This is a genomic window from Solibacillus sp. FSL W8-0372, from assembly GCF_037969735.1.
Classification (GTDB): Bacteria; Bacillota; Bacilli; order Bacillales_A; family Planococcaceae; genus Solibacillus; species Solibacillus faecavium.
Genome location: NZ_CP150204.1, coordinates 3,544,459 through 3,563,124 on the forward strand (window position 1 = coordinate 3,544,459; position 18,666 = coordinate 3,563,124).

Annotated in this window: 13 protein-coding genes, 3 rRNA genes and 1 riboswitch; all 16 genes read right to left on the reverse strand. The window is 42.0% G+C overall.

Annotated features, from left to right (window positions below; translation table 11 throughout):
- Positions 1-12: 12 nt before the first annotated feature.
- The gene (purF, locus tag MKY13_RS18125; RefSeq protein WP_191700878.1) at positions 13-1,431 is read right to left on the reverse strand and encodes an amidophosphoribosyltransferase; all 1,419 of its coding nucleotides are present in this window, start codon (positions 1,429-1,431) and stop codon (positions 13-15) included.
- Positions 1,407-3,638: a phosphoribosylformylglycinamidine synthase subunit PurL gene (gene purL / locus MKY13_RS18130; protein WP_191700877.1), complete on the reverse strand. Its 2,232-nt coding sequence runs from the start codon at positions 3,636-3,638 to the stop codon at positions 1,407-1,409. Before purL ends, purF begins: the two co-directional genes overlap by 25 nt.
- Entirely contained in the window at positions 3,625-4,308 is a 684-nt protein-coding gene (gene purQ / locus MKY13_RS18135; protein WP_191700876.1) for a phosphoribosylformylglycinamidine synthase subunit PurQ, read from the reverse strand. Before purQ ends, purL begins: the two co-directional genes overlap by 14 nt.
- 4 nt (positions 4,309-4,312) lie before the next feature.
- A complete protein-coding gene (gene purS / locus MKY13_RS18140) occupies positions 4,313-4,558 on the reverse strand; it encodes a phosphoribosylformylglycinamidine synthase subunit PurS (RefSeq protein ID WP_191700875.1) in 246 nt (81 codons plus the stop codon).
- A 3-nt stretch (positions 4,559-4,561) separates the two neighbouring features.
- Complete coding sequence (gene purC / locus MKY13_RS18145) at positions 4,562-5,272, reverse strand: phosphoribosylaminoimidazolesuccinocarboxamide synthase (protein ID WP_191700874.1); 711 nt, start codon at positions 5,270-5,272, stop codon at positions 4,562-4,564.
- 28 nt (positions 5,273-5,300) lie between these two features.
- On the reverse strand, positions 5,301-6,602 hold the full coding sequence (gene purB / locus MKY13_RS18150; RefSeq protein WP_191700873.1) for an adenylosuccinate lyase: 1,302 nt from the start codon (positions 6,600-6,602) through the stop codon (positions 5,301-5,303).
- Positions 6,603-6,615: 13 nt separating this feature from the next.
- On the reverse strand, positions 6,616-7,740 hold the full coding sequence (gene purK, locus MKY13_RS18155; RefSeq protein ID WP_191700872.1) for a 5-(carboxyamino)imidazole ribonucleotide synthase: 1,125 nt from the start codon (positions 7,738-7,740) through the stop codon (positions 6,616-6,618).
- Entirely contained in the window at positions 7,737-8,225 is a 489-nt protein-coding gene (gene purE / locus MKY13_RS18160; RefSeq protein ID WP_339214307.1) for a 5-(carboxyamino)imidazole ribonucleotide mutase, read from the reverse strand. Before purE ends, purK begins: the two co-directional genes overlap by 4 nt.
- A gap of 161 nt (positions 8,226-8,386) precedes the next feature.
- Positions 8,387-8,486: riboswitch (purine riboswitch) on the reverse strand.
- Positions 8,487-8,584: 98 nt separating this feature from the next.
- Positions 8,585-8,773: an NETI motif-containing protein gene (locus MKY13_RS18165; protein WP_339214309.1), complete on the reverse strand. Its 189-nt coding sequence runs from the start codon at positions 8,771-8,773 to the stop codon at positions 8,585-8,587.
- A 255-nt stretch (positions 8,774-9,028) separates the two neighbouring features.
- Positions 9,029-10,066, reverse strand: coding sequence for an outer membrane lipoprotein carrier protein LolA (locus MKY13_RS18170; protein WP_339214311.1), 1,038 nt, complete (start codon positions 10,064-10,066; stop codon positions 9,029-9,031).
- Entirely contained in the window at positions 10,063-11,502 is a 1,440-nt protein-coding gene (locus tag MKY13_RS18175) for a HAMP domain-containing sensor histidine kinase (RefSeq protein ID WP_339214313.1), read from the reverse strand. Before MKY13_RS18175 ends, MKY13_RS18170 begins: the two co-directional genes overlap by 4 nt.
- Positions 11,499-12,197: a response regulator transcription factor gene (locus MKY13_RS18180; RefSeq protein ID WP_339214315.1), complete on the reverse strand. Its 699-nt coding sequence runs from the start codon at positions 12,195-12,197 to the stop codon at positions 11,499-11,501. Before MKY13_RS18180 ends, MKY13_RS18175 begins: the two co-directional genes overlap by 4 nt.
- 615 nt (positions 12,198-12,812) lie before the next feature.
- Positions 12,813-12,928, reverse strand: a 5S ribosomal RNA gene (gene rrf, locus MKY13_RS18185).
- 82 nt (positions 12,929-13,010) lie between these two features.
- Positions 13,011-15,939: ribosomal RNA gene (locus tag MKY13_RS18190) — 23S ribosomal RNA — on the reverse strand.
- A gap of 230 nt (positions 15,940-16,169) precedes the next feature.
- A 16S ribosomal RNA gene (locus tag MKY13_RS18195) occupies positions 16,170-17,724 on the reverse strand.
- The 16S, 23S and 5S rRNA genes sit together here, the layout of an rRNA operon.
- A 411-nt stretch (positions 17,725-18,135) precedes the next feature.
- A complete protein-coding gene (locus MKY13_RS18200; protein ID WP_339214317.1) occupies positions 18,136-18,612 on the reverse strand; it encodes a GNAT family N-acetyltransferase in 477 nt (158 codons plus the stop codon).
- Positions 18,613-18,666: the final 54 nt, after the last annotated feature.

The window sequence follows — 18,666 nt, forward strand, 5'->3', positions numbered from 1 at the left end:
CCTCCTTGATTTCTAACAGTCTTTTTCATGTGGCAATACTGTATCAGGGAAAATTTCTGTCGGATATTTCCCTGTAAAGCATGCTAAGCAAAGACCCCCATTTTCATCTTCAAACGGACGATTTGTTGCACGTACCATTCCTTCTAATGATAAAAACGTGAGTGAATCCGCCTCAATTGCTTCACGAATTTCCTCGACACTATGGTTCGATGCAATGAGCTCCTCATGAGTCGATGTATCAATACCGTAATAGCATGGATCTGTCATCGGCGGTGAAGAGATTACGACATGTACCTCAGCTGCGCCCGCTTCTTTTAACATGCGAACAATACGTTTAGACGTTGTACCGCGTACGATAGAATCGTCAACCATTATGACACGTTTTCCTTTAACAACTTGTACGACAGGTGAAAGTTTCATCTTTACACCGCGCTCACGTAACTCTTGAGTAGGCTGGATAAATGTACGTCCAACATATCTGTTCTTAATCAATCCAAGCTCATATGGAATGCCACTTTCTTCAGAAAAGCCAATTGCCGCTGAAATGGATGAATCAGGTACCCCTGTAATAACATCCGCTTCAATATGGGCACATTCTTTTGCAAGCTCTTTACCCATACGTTTACGTGCCATATGAACATTAACCTCATCAATATTAGAATCAGGACGTGCAAGATACACATATTCCATTGCACACATAGTTCGTTTATCTTTTTCAACATAGCTATCTACTTCAAGACCATTATTTGAAATAATCAACAATTCTCCCGGCTCTACTTCACGAATGAATTCCGCACCAATTAAGTCAAATGCGCAAGTTTCAGAAGCAACAACGTATGCATCGCCCAGCTTACCTAATGAAAGCGGACGTAACCCATTACGGTCTCTTGCCACAATCATCTGATCATTTGTCAGCAAAATTATTGAAAATGCTCCTTTTAATAAAGACAAAGCTTCTTTTACTTTCGCACGGAAAGGTGAATGCTTTGATTTTTTTATTAAATGTACAACTACTTCTGTATCAGATGTAGAATTAAAAATACTACCAGAGCGCTCTAAAAACTGCTTTAAATGTGTGGCATTCACCAAGTTACCATTATGTGCAATCGCTAGTGAGCCTGTTGAAGACCGGAACAATAATGGCTGAACATTTTCCAGCCCTTTCCCGCCTGCAGTTGCGTAACGTACATGCGCAATTGCTGCATGCCCTACAACCTTACGTAACTTATCTTCATTGAATACGTCATTTACAAGACCTTCACCACGTACAGCCTGAAGCTGATTACCGTCAGTTGTGACGATACCAGCTCCCTCCTGACCACGATGTTGCAATGCGTGTAAACCGTAATAACTTAAGTGGGCTGCATCTTGGTTGCCCCAAATGCCAAATACGCCACATTCTTCGTTTAAGCCTCTGATTTCAGCAAGCATGGGATTGCTCCTTTCCAAGCAGAACGGAATTCCTCCACAGTACCTTCAACAAGTAAGCCAGTTTCACCGTTAATTTTAATCATTGCGTCAGCTGTTACCGACCCAATTTTTGTTGCATCTTTTACAAATGCTTCAAATGCAGCTGTATTTCCCTCTTTTACCGTTAAAACAAAGCGAGATTGTGACTCTGCAAATAGAGCTGTCGTTGCAGAACCAGTCAAAGTAACATCCAAACCTAGACCATTAGCAGCAAACGTTTTTTCAGCTAAGGCAACGGCAACGCCACCTTCAGAAACGTCATGTGCAGATTGTACAAGTCCTGCTTGAATTGCCTCTAAAATTGCCTTTTGACGAACTGCTTCTACAGTTAAATCAATTGATGGTGCTTTACCTGAAATACCACCTTCAACTAACTTTTGTAGTTCCGACCCACCGAACTCAGTTTTCGTTTCACCAATTAAGTACACAACATCACCGGCAGCTTTCACTTCCTGTGTCGTTACATGTGCTAAATCCTTTACTAATCCGACCATACCGATTGTCGGTGTTGGGTAAACCGCTTCACCTGAACGTTCGTTATACATCGATACATTACCGCCGATAACCGGTGCATCAAGTGCTAAACAAGCTTCTGCGATTCCGTCTGCTGATTTTTGAATTTGCCAGAAAATTTCCGGTCTCTCCGGGTTACCAAAGTTCAGGCAGTCAGTAATTGCAAGTGGTTGTCCACCAGAACATACGATATTACGTGCTGCTTCAGCAACTGCGATTTTACCGCCCGTTGTTGGATCTAAATAGATGTAGCGGGAGTTACAGTCAGTCGTCATCGCTAAACCTTTGTTTGTACCACGTACACGTAATACTGCTGCATCCGATCCAGGTGCTACTACTGTATTTGTACGAACTTGATAGTCATATTGGTCATATACCCACTCTTTAGAAGCGATTGTTGGTGCTTTTAATAAAGCAGTTAATGTTTCCTTGTAATCTACTACTTTAGGTTCTACGTTTTCCATCCCTTGATACTCAGCAAAGTAAGCTGGTTCAGCATCTGGCATATTGTACACTGGTGCATCTTCAGCAAGTGCATCAGCAAGTACTTCCGCTACTACTTCACCGTTGTGGATAAGGCGCAGCATTTTATCGTCTGTTACACGACCTACCGCTACTGCATCTAAATCATATTTATCAAAGATTGCTTTAATTTCTTCTTCACGACCTGCCTTTACAACGATTAACATACGCTCTTGAGATTCAGATAACATCATTTCGTAAGCCGTCATGTTTGTTTCGCGTTGAGGAACTAAGTCCAGGTTCATCTCTACACCAGTACCAGCTTTAGAAGCCATTTCTGCTGAGGATGATGTAAGACCGGCTGCACCCATATCTTGAATACCTACTAATGCATCGGATTTAACAACTTCCAAGCACGCTTCAAGAAGTAATTTTTCCATGAATGGGTCCCCAACTTGTACTGCTGAACGACTTTCTTCAGTATCTTCTGTCAATTCTTCAGAAGAGAATGTTGCACCGTGAATACCGTCACGACCTGTTTTCGCACCAACGTACATTACAGTATTTCCTACACCTGCAGCAACGCCTTTTTGGATATCCTTATGGTCAATTAACCCTACACACATTGCGTTTACTAGCGGATTTCCTTCATAACAAGGATCAAAACCAATTTCGCCGCCTACAGTCGGAATACCGATACAGTTACCATAACCCGCGATACCTGCAACGACTTCTTCAAATAAATATTTACCGCGCGCTGACTTTAATTCACCAAAACGTAAAGAGTTCAGCATCGCAATCGGACGTGCACCCATTGAGAAAACGTCACGGATAATTCCGCCTACACCAGTTGCTGCGCCTTGGTATGGCTCAATTGCAGATGGGTGGTTATGTGATTCCATTTTGAATACTACCGCTTGTTCATCACCGATATCAACTATTCCTGCACCTTCACCAGGACCTTGTAAAACTTGAGGACCTTTTGTTGGGAATTTACGCAGTACAGGCTTTGATTTTTTATAAGAGCAATGTTCAGACCACATAACTGAGAAAAGACCTGTCTCTGTCCAGTTTGGAATGCGTCCTAATTTTTCGATCGCTAAGTCAAATTCTGCATCTGTCATACCCATGTCCGCATATAGACGTTGTTCTTTAATCTGCTCTGGTGATGGCTCAAATTTAGTTGTTGACATGTTGTTCCCTCCACTGCTTCACAATTGATTTAAATAATTTCAGACCGTCTGCGCCACCAACGATTTCGTTTGCTGCACGCTCTGGATGCGGCATCATCCCTAATACGTTGCCTTCTTTGTTAATGATTCCTGCGATATCCGCTAAAGAACCGTTTGGATTTTCACCTTCGTATGTGAATGCGATTTGGTTATTCGCTTTAAGTTCTGCCAAAGTTTCCTCGTCACAATAATAGTTTCCTTCACCATGTGCGATTGGAATATTAATTACTTCGCCAGCTTCATACTGGTTCGTAAATAATGAGTTGTTATTTTCAACTTTTAATTGTACGGTACGGCACATGAACTTCAGGTTCTTGTTTCGGATTAATGCCCCTGGTAAAAGACCCGCCTCCGTTAAAATCTGAAATCCGTTACAAACACCTAACACAGGTTTGCCTTGTCCTGCAAACTCCTTTAATGCTGTCATAATGTTTGATTGGTTTGCCATTGCACCACAACGTAAATAGTCTCCATATGAGAAGCCACCTGGAACGAGTACCCCATCATAACCGTCTAAACTTGTTGCTGTATGCCACACATATTCTACTTCTTCACCTAATTCGTCCTTGATCGCATGATACATATCGATATCACAGTTAGACCCCGGGAAAACGAGTACTGCAAATTTCATAGTATTATGCCTCCTCGATTTCGTAACGGTACTTCTCGATAACCGTATTTGTTAATACTTTTTCACACATTTCTTTTACGATTGTGTCAACGTCACGGTCAGTATCGCTAATTGTAACTTCCAAATATTTACCGATACGTACGTCTGATACTTCGTTGTAACCGATTTTTTGTAAGGAGCCTTGAACCGCAGAACCTTGTGGATCTAGAATACTTTCTTTTAATGTTACATATATTTTGACTTTCTTCATGAGTTAATTGCCTCCAAGTTTTTGTAAAATAATTTCGTACACTTCAGTAATACTGCCTAAATCACGGCGGAATACGTCTTTATCAAGCTTTTGATTTGTTTTAGTGTCCCATAAACGACAAGTGTCTGGTGAAATTTCATCGGCTAATAATACATTGCCGTGGTTATCACGACCGAATTCTAATTTGAAATCGACTAATGTTACACCAACTGTAGCGAAGATTGGACTCAGCACTTCATTGACATGCAGAGCTGCGTTATATAATTCTTCTACTTCCGCCAGTGTTGCAATGCCTAACACATCGATATGCTCCGTCGTAATAAGGGGGTCGCCTAACGTATCGTCTTTATAATAGAATTCAACGATAGGACGTTTAAGCGCCGTACCTTCTTCAAACCCCAGGCGTTTCGCCAGGCTTCCTGCAGCGATATTTCGTGTCACAACTTCAATTGGAATAATTTCTACTTTACGTACAAGCTGTTCGTTATCTGAAAGACGTTTAACGAAGTGTGACTCAATGCCGTTAGCTTGTAATTTCTCGAAAATTAGCGTCGTAATTTGGTTATTTAAATTTCCCTTACCAGCAATATCAGCTTTTTTCTCGCCATTAAATGCTGTCGCACTATCTTTATATTCAACGAAAAGAACTTCCGGGTTTTCTGTTTCATATAATCGTTTTGCTTTTCCTTCGTACAAAAGTTGACCTTTGTTCATGACGTATTCCCCCTGATTTATGGATTAGTTAGTTAAGACCTAAACGTTCGAAAATCATATCAACATTTTGAATATGGTAGTTGTAGTCAAAGCAATCTTCAATTTCAGATGCTGATAGATAAGAAGTGATTTTTTCACTTGCCTCTACAAGCGGACGGAATTGAGTTTGCTCATCCCAAGCACGTGCCGTTAATGGTTGTACCGTATCGTACGCTTCTTCACGCGATAAGCCTTTGTCAATTAAAGCTAGTAAAATACGTTGTGAGTAGATAAGACCAAATGTGCGTTCCATATTGCGTTTCATGTTTTCAGGGAATACTGTTAAGTTTTTAAGAATGTTACCGAAACGATTTAACATATAATTCAATGTGATTGTTGCATCAGGAATAATGACACGCTCCGCCGATGAGTGCGAAATATCACGTTCATGCCATAATGACACGTTTTCAAAAGCTGTTAACATATAGCCGCGCATTAGACGTGCCATACCTGTCATATTTTCAGAACCAATAGGATTACGTTTATGCGGCATTGCCGAAGAACCTTTTTGTCCCTTTGCAAAGCCTTCTTCAACTTCACGAGTCTCTGATTTTTGTAAGCCTCGAATTTCTGTTGCAAACTTTTCAATTGATGTTGCGATCAGTGCTAAAGTAGAAAAATATTGTGCATGACGGTCACGCTGCAATGTTTGTGTAGATATTGGTGCAGCAGCTAAACCTAAATGCTTACATACATAAGCTTCAACACGCGGATCAATATTGGCATATGTTCCTACCGCACCGCTCATTTTACCTGTTTCAATTACGTTTGCCGCTTCTTCAAAACGCACTAAATTACGGCGCATTTCTTCTAACCACAATGCAAGCTTTAAACCAAATGTTGTTGGTTCTGCATGCACCCCGTGTGTACGACCCATCATAACTGTATTTTTGTGCTCTTTTGCTTTTTCAGTAAGGATGGCAATGAAATTATGTAAATCCTTCCGTAAAATTTCATTTGCCTGTTTGATTAAATATGATAATGCTGTATCTACAACGTCCGTAGAAGTTAATCCGTAGTGAACCCATTTCTTTTCATCACCAAGTGCTGGCGTTTCTGAAACTGCACGTGTAAACGCCACAACATCATGACGTGTCTCCTGCTCGATTTCATAAATTCGCTCCATATTAAATGATGCATTTTCACGTAGTTTCACAACATCTTCTTTTGGAATTACACCAATTTCAGCCCATGCTTCACAAGCTAAAATTTCTACTTCCAACCATGCCTTAAACTTGTTCTCTTCAGTCCAAATGGCACCCATTTCGGGACGTGTATAGCGTTCTATCATATATTTTCTCCTTCTATTCCGGCCAAATACCGGAATCCTTAATTTGTTTTATTGTTGTATTGATATCATCTGTCATAATTGTTACGTGACCCATTTTGCGATTTACTTTTGCTTCTGATTTTCCGTAAAGATGTATAGACCAATCAGGATATTTCGAAATAGAGTTTGTTAATGAAACGACATGCTGACCGAGCACATTAACCATAATCGATGGTCCCCATAACTTTGGCTTCCTTAAAGGCCATCCACATACAGCACGGATATGCTGTGTAAATTGGGATATATTGCACGCCTCTATTGAGTAATGACCTGAATTATGAGGGCGCGGTGCACATTCGTTAATAACAATACTGCCATCTTCAAGCACAAACATTTCTACTGCCAATGTACCGACTAATTGTAAATGATCCGCAATATTCATTGCCGCCTTTTCTGCCAATTCAGCCGTTTTAGTATCAATCCTTGCAGGCACAATTGTCTCATGTAAAATGTGGTTCACATGTACGTTTTCACCTACTGGCAGGCAGTAGGTTTCACCTTGCCCATTGCGCTGAACAATAACGGAAATTTCTTTCGTAAATGGAACAAAGCCCTCTGCTATACATTGTGAATGTGCAAATAAATCTTTTGCTAGCGGTAAATCATCCACAGACTTCAACAATTGCTGACCTTTTCCATCATAACCGCCTCTTGCTGTTTTCACGATACATGGGAAGCCAATTTCTCCAATGCTTTCTTGAAGTTTTTCATATGTAGTAGCGACAATGTACGGTGCTACCGGACAACCCGCATCAACAATCATTTGTTTTTCTGTAATACGGTTTTGTGTAATGCGCACAAGTTCCGCGCCTTGTGGAACGTAAGCAATTTGTGTTAGACGCTTTAAACCATCGTAATCTATATTTTCAAATTCATAAGTAATTACATCACTTACTTCTGCTAGTTCTTCCAGTGCTCCCTCATCATCATAGGCGGCAACAATGCGAATATCTGCCACTTGTCCACAAGGTGAATCCATCGTAGGTTCAAGTACCGCGATTTTATAGCCGGCTTCTTTCGCCGCTACTGCCATCATGCGACCAAGTTGGCCACCGCCGATAATACCAATTGTTTGTCCAGGGTAAATCATTTTTGTCACGTCAAGTCACCTGTGCTTTCTAAAACCTGCGCTTTTGTCGCTTCACGTCGCGCTTCAAGCTTTGTAGCAAGGTCGTGATCAAAGGCACCTAATATTTGTGCTGCAAGCAATCCTGCATTTGTCGCACCTGCTTTACCAATTGCAACCGTTGCTACTGGTACTCCACCTGGCATTTGCACGATAGATAATAATGAATCAAGACCATTTAATGCACGGGATTGTACAGGCACACCAATTACAGGTAATGTCGTTTTCGCAGCTACCATGCCGGGTAAATGTGCTGCACCACCTGCCCCAGCAATAATTACTTGAATACCTCTATTACGGGCACCTTCTGCATATTCAAACATTAGATCCGGTGTACGGTGAGCAGATACCACTTGTTTTTCATAAGGTACTTGCAGTTCTTCCAAAACGTCACAAGCATGCTTCATCGTTTCCCAGTCACTTGAACTTCCCATTATAACGCCAACTTTTGGTTCCATGAGTTTCGCTCCTTTAAACATCTTCTCCACTTGCGTAATTATTAACGAAAAAAATCCTCAAATAAACTACTCTCTGCGCATGAGAAAGCAGTTTACTTGAGGACTGTTAATAAAATATGTAGATATATGCATTTGCAATCCACACCCTTTTTATAATCATACCAAAAGTTGCTTTCCCACATAGTCCGGTATTTACGGTGCCGGGTAGAGACACTAGAGCCATATTCTCTAGCATATATGAGGGATTAAATGTTTTTCCTTTTCACATTTTAACAAGGGTTGGTTATAAAATCAACGCCAAAATGCGAACAATATTTTTTGAGTAAAACTAATTGTTCGTGTTTTTAACTAAATCTTTGTCAATCTTCCATTAATATACCTTTAAATCGTATTTTTTGACGTAAGTAAACTGGTTCTCCATTTACTTCTTCAAATACTGGCTCTTCTTTCCGCCCAAACGCCATATAACCATCTTTCTTCATTCTTTCTAGACATTGCTCGATTGTTTCATTTTCTTCTACTTCATACCAAACTTGCTTTTTAGTCAAATTAGACACCTTCCACATCTTAAATATCGCTCTAACTATACCATGTAAGTTTCAAACCTTCCTAGTGGAAACAATTCTATTTGTGAACGATTTGTCACAATTAAAAAATAATTTAAAAATAAAAGTGATTTTAGGGCATACCCATAAAACGAAGGTGGGCACAATTAAATTCATTTTAAAGCACTCATACGACAAGTGAAAGTAAAAGGCTATGTTACAAGTCCATTTGACTTTTCACATAGCCTTTACTAATTATTATTCTGTTAGCTCCATTTGCTCTGTTAGTTCCAATACTTCCTCAAATGTTAACGCTGGATTTTCAAAAATGATGTTGTAGCGTAAACCATTTTCATCCCATTGTAAAAGACGGAAAACTTCCATATCCATTTTCGTTCCTTCTTGCCCGCGGACTTCGATACGCTCTTCCTCTTCACCGAATGGAGCTTGTGGCTTGAACACGGAAACCGTGAATTGTGGCTCTTCATTTTTAAAATAGCGCAGTGCAATTTCATTAGTTTGTGGTACATTCAGATCTTCAATTGATTCTAACGTATAGCCTGTTGATTTCGGCGCAATTAAAAACGAACCTAACTTTTCTGTTGCTTCTTCTAATGATAGCTGTTTTGGTAGTTCAACTTTTTCTTCTTGAATAATGGCATCTTCCGGTAAATCTGCTACAAATAATGCGTCATCAATTTTAGCATTCGGCTCGAACTTTTGGAATTCAATCGTTGTTTCTAAGCCGCCACTTTTTGAAACAGATTTCAATGTCATCCATGTTTTCTTATCCACCCATATTTCCATGTCGCCAATTAATGTATTTGGCTTTTTCGCTTTTGCGATTAAATGGTAAGTATCATGACCTGCAATCTTCTCATCCTGACCTACTGTAATATCATGGGAATTTTTAATTATTTCCAATATACGAAGTGCCTGCTCTTTTACTGAAATTTTTTCGAAGCCTTCCCCGAGATCACCTAATTCGAAGACAATTGCTGTATTATTAGATTTTGTATAAGAAATAAATGACGTTCCATCATTAATTGAAAAGTTTTCCTCACCACTTGTATCAGTAGTTTCTACACGTATTTTCCCGTTCTTTTCCCAATGCTTCGTTTCACCCGTTCCCTCATCTCCCATATCCACTGTATACTCTGCATAATATGAAGATAGTTCAGATGTCTCTTGCATTGCCGTCTCTAAAATTTCCTGTGGTGAATAGCTAGCTTGATCATTACAAGCCGCTAATGATAGCGATAAAATAAGTGCACTTGAAAGTATTATTTTTTTCAATTTGACCTCTCCTTAGGTAGCCATATAACAATAGCTGTTTTATTTTGATCTGAAATTGCTTGAATTGTGCCGTTATGCTTCTCAACTATTTGCTTTGCAATACTTAAACCAAGCCCAGCCCCACGCTGACCTAAACTACTGCGCGCTTCATCCACTTGATATAGTGGCTCAAACATTTTTTCACATTGCTGTTGTGAAATCGTTTCTCCACTATTCTCAATAATGATGTATACACCTTCATGAATGCAGGTTTCAACCAATTTTTCATTGCACCACTCAGGGATGTTCGGCGCTTCAAAAGCTGCGATATGAATGGCTCCTCCACTATTTGTATACGCCCAGGCATTCGATAGAATATTATCCATCACACGCATAAATTGTTTTGGATGAACGAGATAATTATGTTGAACGTTAATCGTCGTTGTCGATTGGAAACCTTTTTCCTTACTAATGTGCCCATAGTCCCCTAAGAGCATTTCAAAAAATTCATTACCGTCCACTAATACGAGTTCAAGTTCATACGTAGGGGATTGTAGTAAAGTAAACATCATTAAATCATCAAGCAACTGTTTCATATAATCCGATTTAGAATGAATAACGTGTAAATATTCCTGTTGCTCATCTTTCGTAAGTTTCCCTGCAAGTAAACTTTCTGTATAAGCTTGAATGGACGTTAACGGTGTTTTTAAATCATGAGAAAGACTAGCAATCATAAAACCTTTTTGACGTTGTTCTTCCTCAAGATGTTTACGAGCTGCTTCGATTTCTTGCTGCATTGCCTGAAAGTTTGCTGTCAGTTCGCCAAGTTCGTCTTTTCCGATTGGCAACTGTTCCGTTTTTTCACCTTTCGCATACGCTCTCATCTTTTCAATTAATTGCTTCACTGGTCGATTCAATCGGATATTCAAAAAATATATAACGGCACTATACAAGACAATGAGTACTACCCCTAAGCCAGCTCCGACAATGATTGCTTTTTGATTTACTTGCTCCACCCACTCAGTGCGAGTAAGCGTTATTTTATAAACACCCTTTATTCCCCCACCTTCATAGACAGGCTCTTTATAAACAAACGTTTCATAATTTTGCTGAAACTCATATAGATTTTTATATAATCTATCTCTCATTTCAAAGCCCGTAGAATTTGTAAATGGATTGGAACTATAAAGTGTAGCTCCGTTTGCACTGTAGAGCGTAATCATTAATTGATCGGATGTTAACTTTTCAATCTCTTCAAAAGTATTTGTCCTGTTGTATAGCGATATATCATTTAAAATCTCCTTTAAATCCGTAACCGTGTTCCATTTTTCAAAGTACTCTTCTACATTTTTATCTTGGTAATATGCATTAATTGATACATATAATCCGTATACCGCAATAAGTGGAATAATCATAATAAGCAAATAGGTTATTAGTAACCATGACTTAATCTTCATACTTGTTCACCAATAAAACGATAGCCCTTCCCCCAAACAGTTTGTATAAAGTAAGGAGACTTCACAGGATCCTTTAATTTTTCACGCAATGCTTTTATGTGGACTGTTACAGTATGTGTCTGATCTAACTCTACTTGCTGCCAAACATGGGTGTATAACGCTTCCTTTGTAAACAGCTCAAATGGATTTTGGGCAAGTACTTTTAATAAGGCAAACTCTTTTTGGGTTAAGTTGATTTCATGATCTTTTAAATAAACGCGTTCTTTTAGCCAATCAATTTTTAACCCATGAATAAAGGTAATTACTTCATCGACAGCCTGAACTTTGTTATATCGCTGCCATCGTCGTAATTGAGACCGAACTCGAGCTTTCAATTCTTCTAAGGAAAACGGCTTCGCTAAATAATCATCTGCACCCTGTAACCCTTCAACTTTATCAGCATCATTATTTTTTGCGCTAATCATAATTATCGGAACATCGCTTTTTAAACGTATATGTTCAATCATTGATAAACCGTCCATTTCGGGCATCATCCAATCAACAAGGATTAAATCATAGTCGCCGGCAGAAAAATCCTCTAATCCTTCAATACCTGTCGTTGCCCATGTTACTCCATAATCTTCTTTCATCAATGTATCTTTAATAATGCGCGCAATTTCACGATCGTCTTCTACTAAAAGAATTTGTTGTTTCAATCCGTCCGCCTCCTATATAAACTATAACAAGTAATTTTTTAAACTTATGTAACTTTATAAATCCTTTATATTTTATCTTATATAGGGGACTTTGTTTATAAAACAAGGATTATATTGTAGATAGTGCAGGCTGTTTATATAAAGAATTGTTCGAGCGTAGAAGGCAAGGAGGGGATTTCGGTTAATAACATTTTGCTGTAATTATTTCTTCGATAAAAAGGAACACTCTAAAAAAACTGTCCAAGTTGAATTGGTATCTCGAACAACTGGGCAGCCGTTCATTCATGTCTGAGGCACGTGTTGTAACTTACCTAATCGGTAACGGTGTAGCATGTGTAATGGGCATACAAACATAAATAGGCTGCTTAGCACCGTTACAATACGGTCGCTAGCAGCCTATTATGATTATATGTATATTTAAAGTATTAGCGTCGAAATCTAGCTTGTTACACTATTAAACACAACTAATAAAATGCTTCTTCTATCAACAATACGATCTACTCGCAATCATGAAGAACAAAGTATATTAAATTCAGAGCTTCAGCCTTAACAGGGGAAATAATAAACCGAAATAAATGCACAAAAAAACCACTGACAAATCAGTGGTTTTTTTGTGCGAAGCGACGTCCTACTCTCACAGGGGGAAGCCCCCAACTACCATCGGCGCTAAAGAGCTTAACTTCCGTGTTCGGTATGGGAACGGGTGTGACCTCTTTGCCATCATCACTTCACTATAGGGCTTCTTACGAAACCTGTAGAAAGAATCATTCTTTCAAAACTGGATAAACGTTTCATTGAGTTGTGCAATAAAATGTGGTTAAGTCCTCGACCGATTAGTATTCGTCAGCTACATGCGTCACCGCACTTCCACCTCGAACCTATCTACCTGATCGTCTTTCAGGGGTCTTACTTACTTGCGTAATGGGAAATCTCATCTTGAGGGGGGCTTCATGCTTAGATGCTTTCAGCACTTATCCCGTCCACACATAGCTACCCAGCGATGCCTTTGGCAAGACAACTGGTACACCAGCGGTGTGTCCATCCCGGTCCTCTCGTACTAAGGACAGCTCCTCTCAAATTTCCTACGCCCACGACGGATAGGGACCGAACTGTCTCACGACGTTCTGAACCCAGCTCGCGTACCGCTTTAATGGGCGAACAGCCCAACCCTTGGGACCGACTACAGCCCCAGGATGCGATGAGCCGACATCGAGGTGCCAAACCTCCCCGTCGATGTGGACTCTTGGGGGAGATAAGCCTGTTATCCCCGGGGTAGCTTTTATCCGTTGAGCGATGGCCCTTCCATGCGGAACCACCGGATCACTAAGCCCGTCTTTCGACCCTGCTCGACTTGTAGGTCTCGCAGTCAAGCTCCCTTATGCCTTTACACTCTTCGAATGATTTCCAACCATTCTGAGGGAACCTTTGGGCGCCTCCGTTACTCTTTAGGAGGCGACCGCCCCAGTCAAACTGTCCGCCTGACACTGTCTCCTACCCCGCTAAGGGGCATGGGTTAGAAGTTCAATACAACCAGGGTAGTATCCCACCGACGCCTCCTCCGAAGCTGGCGCTCCGGGATCTCTGGCTCCTACCTATCCTGTACAAGTTGTACCAAAATTCAATATCAGGCTACAGTAAAGCTCCACGGGGTCTTTCCGTCCTGTCGCGGGTAACCTGCATCTTCACAGGTACTATAATTTCACCGAGTCTCTCGTTGAGACAGTGCCCAGATCGTTACGCCTTTCGTGCGGGTCGGAACTTACCCGACAAGGAATTTCGCTACCTTAGGACCGTTATAGTTACGGCCGCCGTTTACTGGGGCTTCAATTCACAGCTTCGCTTGCGCTAACCGCTCCTCTTAACCTTCCAGCACCGGGCAGGCGTCAGCCCCTATACGTCACCTTACGGTTTTGCAGAGACCTGTGTTTTTGCTAAACAGTCGCCTGGGCCTATTCACTGCGGCTTCTCTAGGCTATGCACCCAAAGAAGCACCCCTTCTCCCGAAGTTACGGGGTCATTTTGCCGAGTTCCTTAACGAGAGTTCTCTCGCACACCTTAGGATTCTCTCCTCGACTACCTGTGTCGGTTTGCGGTACGGGCACCTCTCACCTCGATAGAGGCTTTTCTTGGCAGTGTGAAATCAGGAACTTCGCTCATAAGAGCTCGTCATCACAGCTCAACGTTATAGTATGCGGATTTGCCTACATACACGCCTTACTGCTTGAACACGCGCAACCAACGGCGTGCTTACCCTATCCTACTGCGTCCCCCCATTTCTCAAACGGTGAGGAGGTGGTACAGGAATATCAACCTGTTGTCCATCGCCTACGCCTATCGGCCTCGGCTTAGGTCCCGACTAACCCTGAGCGGACGAGCCTTCCTCAGGAAACCTTAGTCATACGGTGCATGGGATTCTCACCCATGTTTCGCTACTCATACCGGCATTCTCACTTCTAATCGCTCCACCAGTCCTTCCGGTCTGACTTCAACGCTATTAGAACGCTCTCCTACCACGCATACTCAAAGTATGCATCCACAGCTTCGGTGAATCGTTTAGCCCCGATACATTTTCGGCGCAGCGTCACTCGACCAGTGAGCTATTACGCACTCTTTAAATGATGGCTGCTTCTAAGCCAACATCCTGGTTGTCTAAGCAACGCCACATCCTTTTCCACTTAACGATTACTTGGGGACCTTAGCTGGTGGTCTGGGCTGTTTCCCTCTTGACTACGGATCTTATCACTCGCAGTCTGACTCCCGTGTATAAATATCCGGCATTCGGAGTTTGTCTGAATTCGGTAAAGCGAGATGCCCCCCTAGTCCAAACAGTGCTCTACCTCCGGTATTCTCAATCACGAGGCTAGCCCTAAAGCTATTTCGGAGAGAACCAGCTATCTCCAGGTTCGATTGGAATTTCTCCGCTACCCACACCTCATCCCCGCACTTTTCAACGTGCGTGGGTTCGGGCCTCCAGTGAGTGTTACCTCACCTTCACCCTGGACATGGGTAGATCACCTGGTTTCGGGTCTACGACCACGTACTAATTCGCCCTATTCAGACTCGCTTTCGCTGCGGCTCCGTCTTCTCAACTTAACCTCGCACGTAATCGTAACTCGCCGGTTCATTCTACAAAAGGCACGCTATCACCCATTAACGGGCTCTAACTACTTGTAGGCACACGGTTTCAGGATCTATTTCACTCCCCTTCCGGGGTGCTTTTCACCTTTCCCTCACGGTACTGGTTCACTATCGGTCACTAGGTAGTATTTAGCCTTGGGAGATGGTCCTCCCGGATTCCGACGGAATTTCACGTGTTCCGCCGTACTCAGGATACACTCTGGAGGGAATGAACTTTTGACTACAGGGCTTTTACCTTGTTTCGCGGACCTTTCCAAGTCGCTTCGTCTAACTCATTCTTTTGTAACTCCGTATAGAGTGTCCTACAACCCCAAAGAGCAAGCTCTTTGGTTTGGGCTCTTCCCGTTTCGCTCGCCGCTACTCAGGGAATCGAATTTTCTTTCTGTTCCTGCAGGTACTTAGATGTTTCAGTTCCCTGCGTCTGTCCTCATCACGCTATGTATTCACGTGTAGATACTATCCGATTAAAGATAGTGGGTTCCCCCATTCGGAAATCCCCGGATCAAAGCTTACTTACAGCTCCCCGAGGCATATCGGTGTTAGTGCCGTCCTTCATCGACTCCTAGTGCCAAGGCATCCACCGTGCGCCCTTATTAACTTAACCAAAAGTTAACACTTAGATAAAATCTAAGATTTAAGTTTACACGTCAATTGCTTGACTTGTTACATTTCTATAAAATAGAAATTTGTTTTATTGCTTTCAATGTCGTTTTATCCAGTTTTCAAAGAACGAAGTTTTGAAGTATCTCATTCAATTAAGAATGAACCTTCAAAACTGAACAGCAAACGTTAATGTTTCATTCCCCGAGGGAATGATTCCGAAATAATCCTTAGAAAGGAGGTGATCCAGCCGCACCTTCCGATACGGCTACCTTGTTACGACTTCACCCCAATCATCTATCCCACCTTCGGCGGCTGGCTCCATAAAGGTTACCTCACCGACTTCGGGTGTTACAAACTCTCGTGGTGTGACGGGCGGTGTGTACAAGGCCCGGGAACGTATTCACCGCGGCATGCTGATCCGCGATTACTAGCGATTCCGGCTTCATGTAGGCGAGTTGCAGCCTACAATCCGAACTGAGAACGATTTTATCGGATTAGCTCCCCCTCGCGGGTTGGCAACCGTTTGTATCGTCCATTGTAGCACGTGTGTAGCCCAGGTCATAAGGGGCATGATGATTTGACGTCATCCCCACCTTCCTCCGGTTTATCACCGGCAGTCTCCTTAGAGTGCCCAACTGAATGATGGCAACTAAGAATAAGGGTTGCGCTCGTTGCGGGACTTAACCCAACATCTCACGACACGAGCTGACGACAACCATGCACCACCTGTCACCGTTGCCCCCGAAGGGGAAACTATGTCTCCATAGTGGTCACCGGGATGTCAAGACCTGGTAAGGTTCTTCGCGTTGCTTCGAATTAAACCACATGCTCCACCGCTTGTGCGGGCCCCCGTCAATTCCTTTGAGTTTCAGTCTTGCGACCGTACTCCCCAGGCGGAGTGCTTAATGCGTTAGCTGCAGCACTGAGGGGCGGAAACCCCCCAACACTTAGCACTCATCGTTTACGGCGTGGACTACCAGGGTATCTAATCCTGTTTGCTCCCCACGCTTTCGCGCCTCAGTGTCAGTTACAGACCAGACAGTCGCCTTCGCCACTGGTGTTCCTCCAAATCTCTACGCATTTCACCGCTACACTTGGAATTCCACTATCCTCTTCTGCACTCAAGTTCCCCAGTTTCCAATGACCCTCCCCGGTTGAGCCGGGGGCTTTCACATCAGACTTAAGGAACCACCTGCGCGCGCTTTACGCCCAATAATTCCGGACAACGCTTGCCACCTACGTATTACCGCGGCTGCTGGCACGTAGTTAGCCGTGGCTTTCTAACAAGGTACCGTCAAGGTAGCGCCAGTTACTACGCTACTTGTTCTTCCCTTGCAACAGAGTTTTACGAACCGAAATCCTTCTTCACTCACGCGGCGTTGCTCCATCAGACTTTCGTCCATTGTGGAAGATTCCCTACTGCTGCCTCCCGTAGGAGTCTGGGCCGTGTCTCAGTCCCAGTGTGGCCGATCACCCTCTCAGGTCGGCTACGCATCGTTGCCTTGGTGAGCCGTTACCTCACCAACTAGCTAATGCGCCGCGGGTCCATCTTATAGTGACAGCCGAAACCGTCTTTCAACTTTCAAACATGTGTTTAAAAGTATTATTCGGTATTAGCCCCGGTTTCCCGGAGTTATCCCAATCTATAAGGTAGGTTACCCACGTGTTACTCACCCGTCCGCCGCTAAATCAGAGAGAAGCAAGCTTCTCTCATCATCCGCTCGACTTGCATGTATTAGGCACGCCGCCAGCGTTCGTCCTGAGCCAGGATCAAACTCTCCATAAAAGTAGTTTGAAAGCTCATTTGCTTTGCTAGCGATTTAACTTAATTAAAAGTTAAAATCTATTGTTTGCTTCATTTAAGAAGCTTATTTCATTAACGTTGCTTGTTCAGTTTTCAAGGTTCATTTGTCAGTCGTTTGTGCGACTGTTTCAAATTATAACTGAGTTGTTTTTACTTGTCAACAACTTTATTAAAATTTGTTTTTCGTTTGTGTTGCTTGTTTCAGTGTGTCGCAGCAACGTGATTAACTATACACCCGTATGTAAGCTTTACGCAACCCCTTTTTAAAAGAAAAAATTTTCTGATATTTAGACTGGCATTCATATAGAGTTTCTTCCTATTATATATAACGTAAAGTTCTTTTACTTGTCACCCCCAAATTCATCTCCCCCCCTCCCATCTAGAAGAAAAAAGTTATTTAATATCGATTCGCATTCTTCTACTAATAGCTTTCATGCCTTGTTTCTCATAAAATGCTAATGCATCTTCATTAAATTCCCACACATTCAACTCCACTGACGTTACATTTTTTTCTTCCGACCATTGAATACACCTTTCAAAGAGCTTCGAACCGATTGATCGACGTTTCTTTTTTTGATCAACGCCAAAATCATGTATGTAGGCATAATTCCGAGAAACTAACGAAGGGAATGGCGGTGATACTTCCAAACTTATTATTGCAAAGCCAACCGTCTCTTCTTCTAATTTTGCAATAAATATTTTACTATTATCATTCTTTAATAGTTCATTGTAATAATCTTCAGGCATCACCGTTTCTACACTTCGAAAAATAGACCGATCCCCTTCTACGTGTTCCTCATGCCCTTCCCTTACAATTCGGTTTACTTCTATATAGTCAGTTGTACTAGCTTCAATAATTTTTACTTCCATAATCTACTCACCCCTTATACATTTAACTTCTACCTCGATATAGATTGTCCTTCT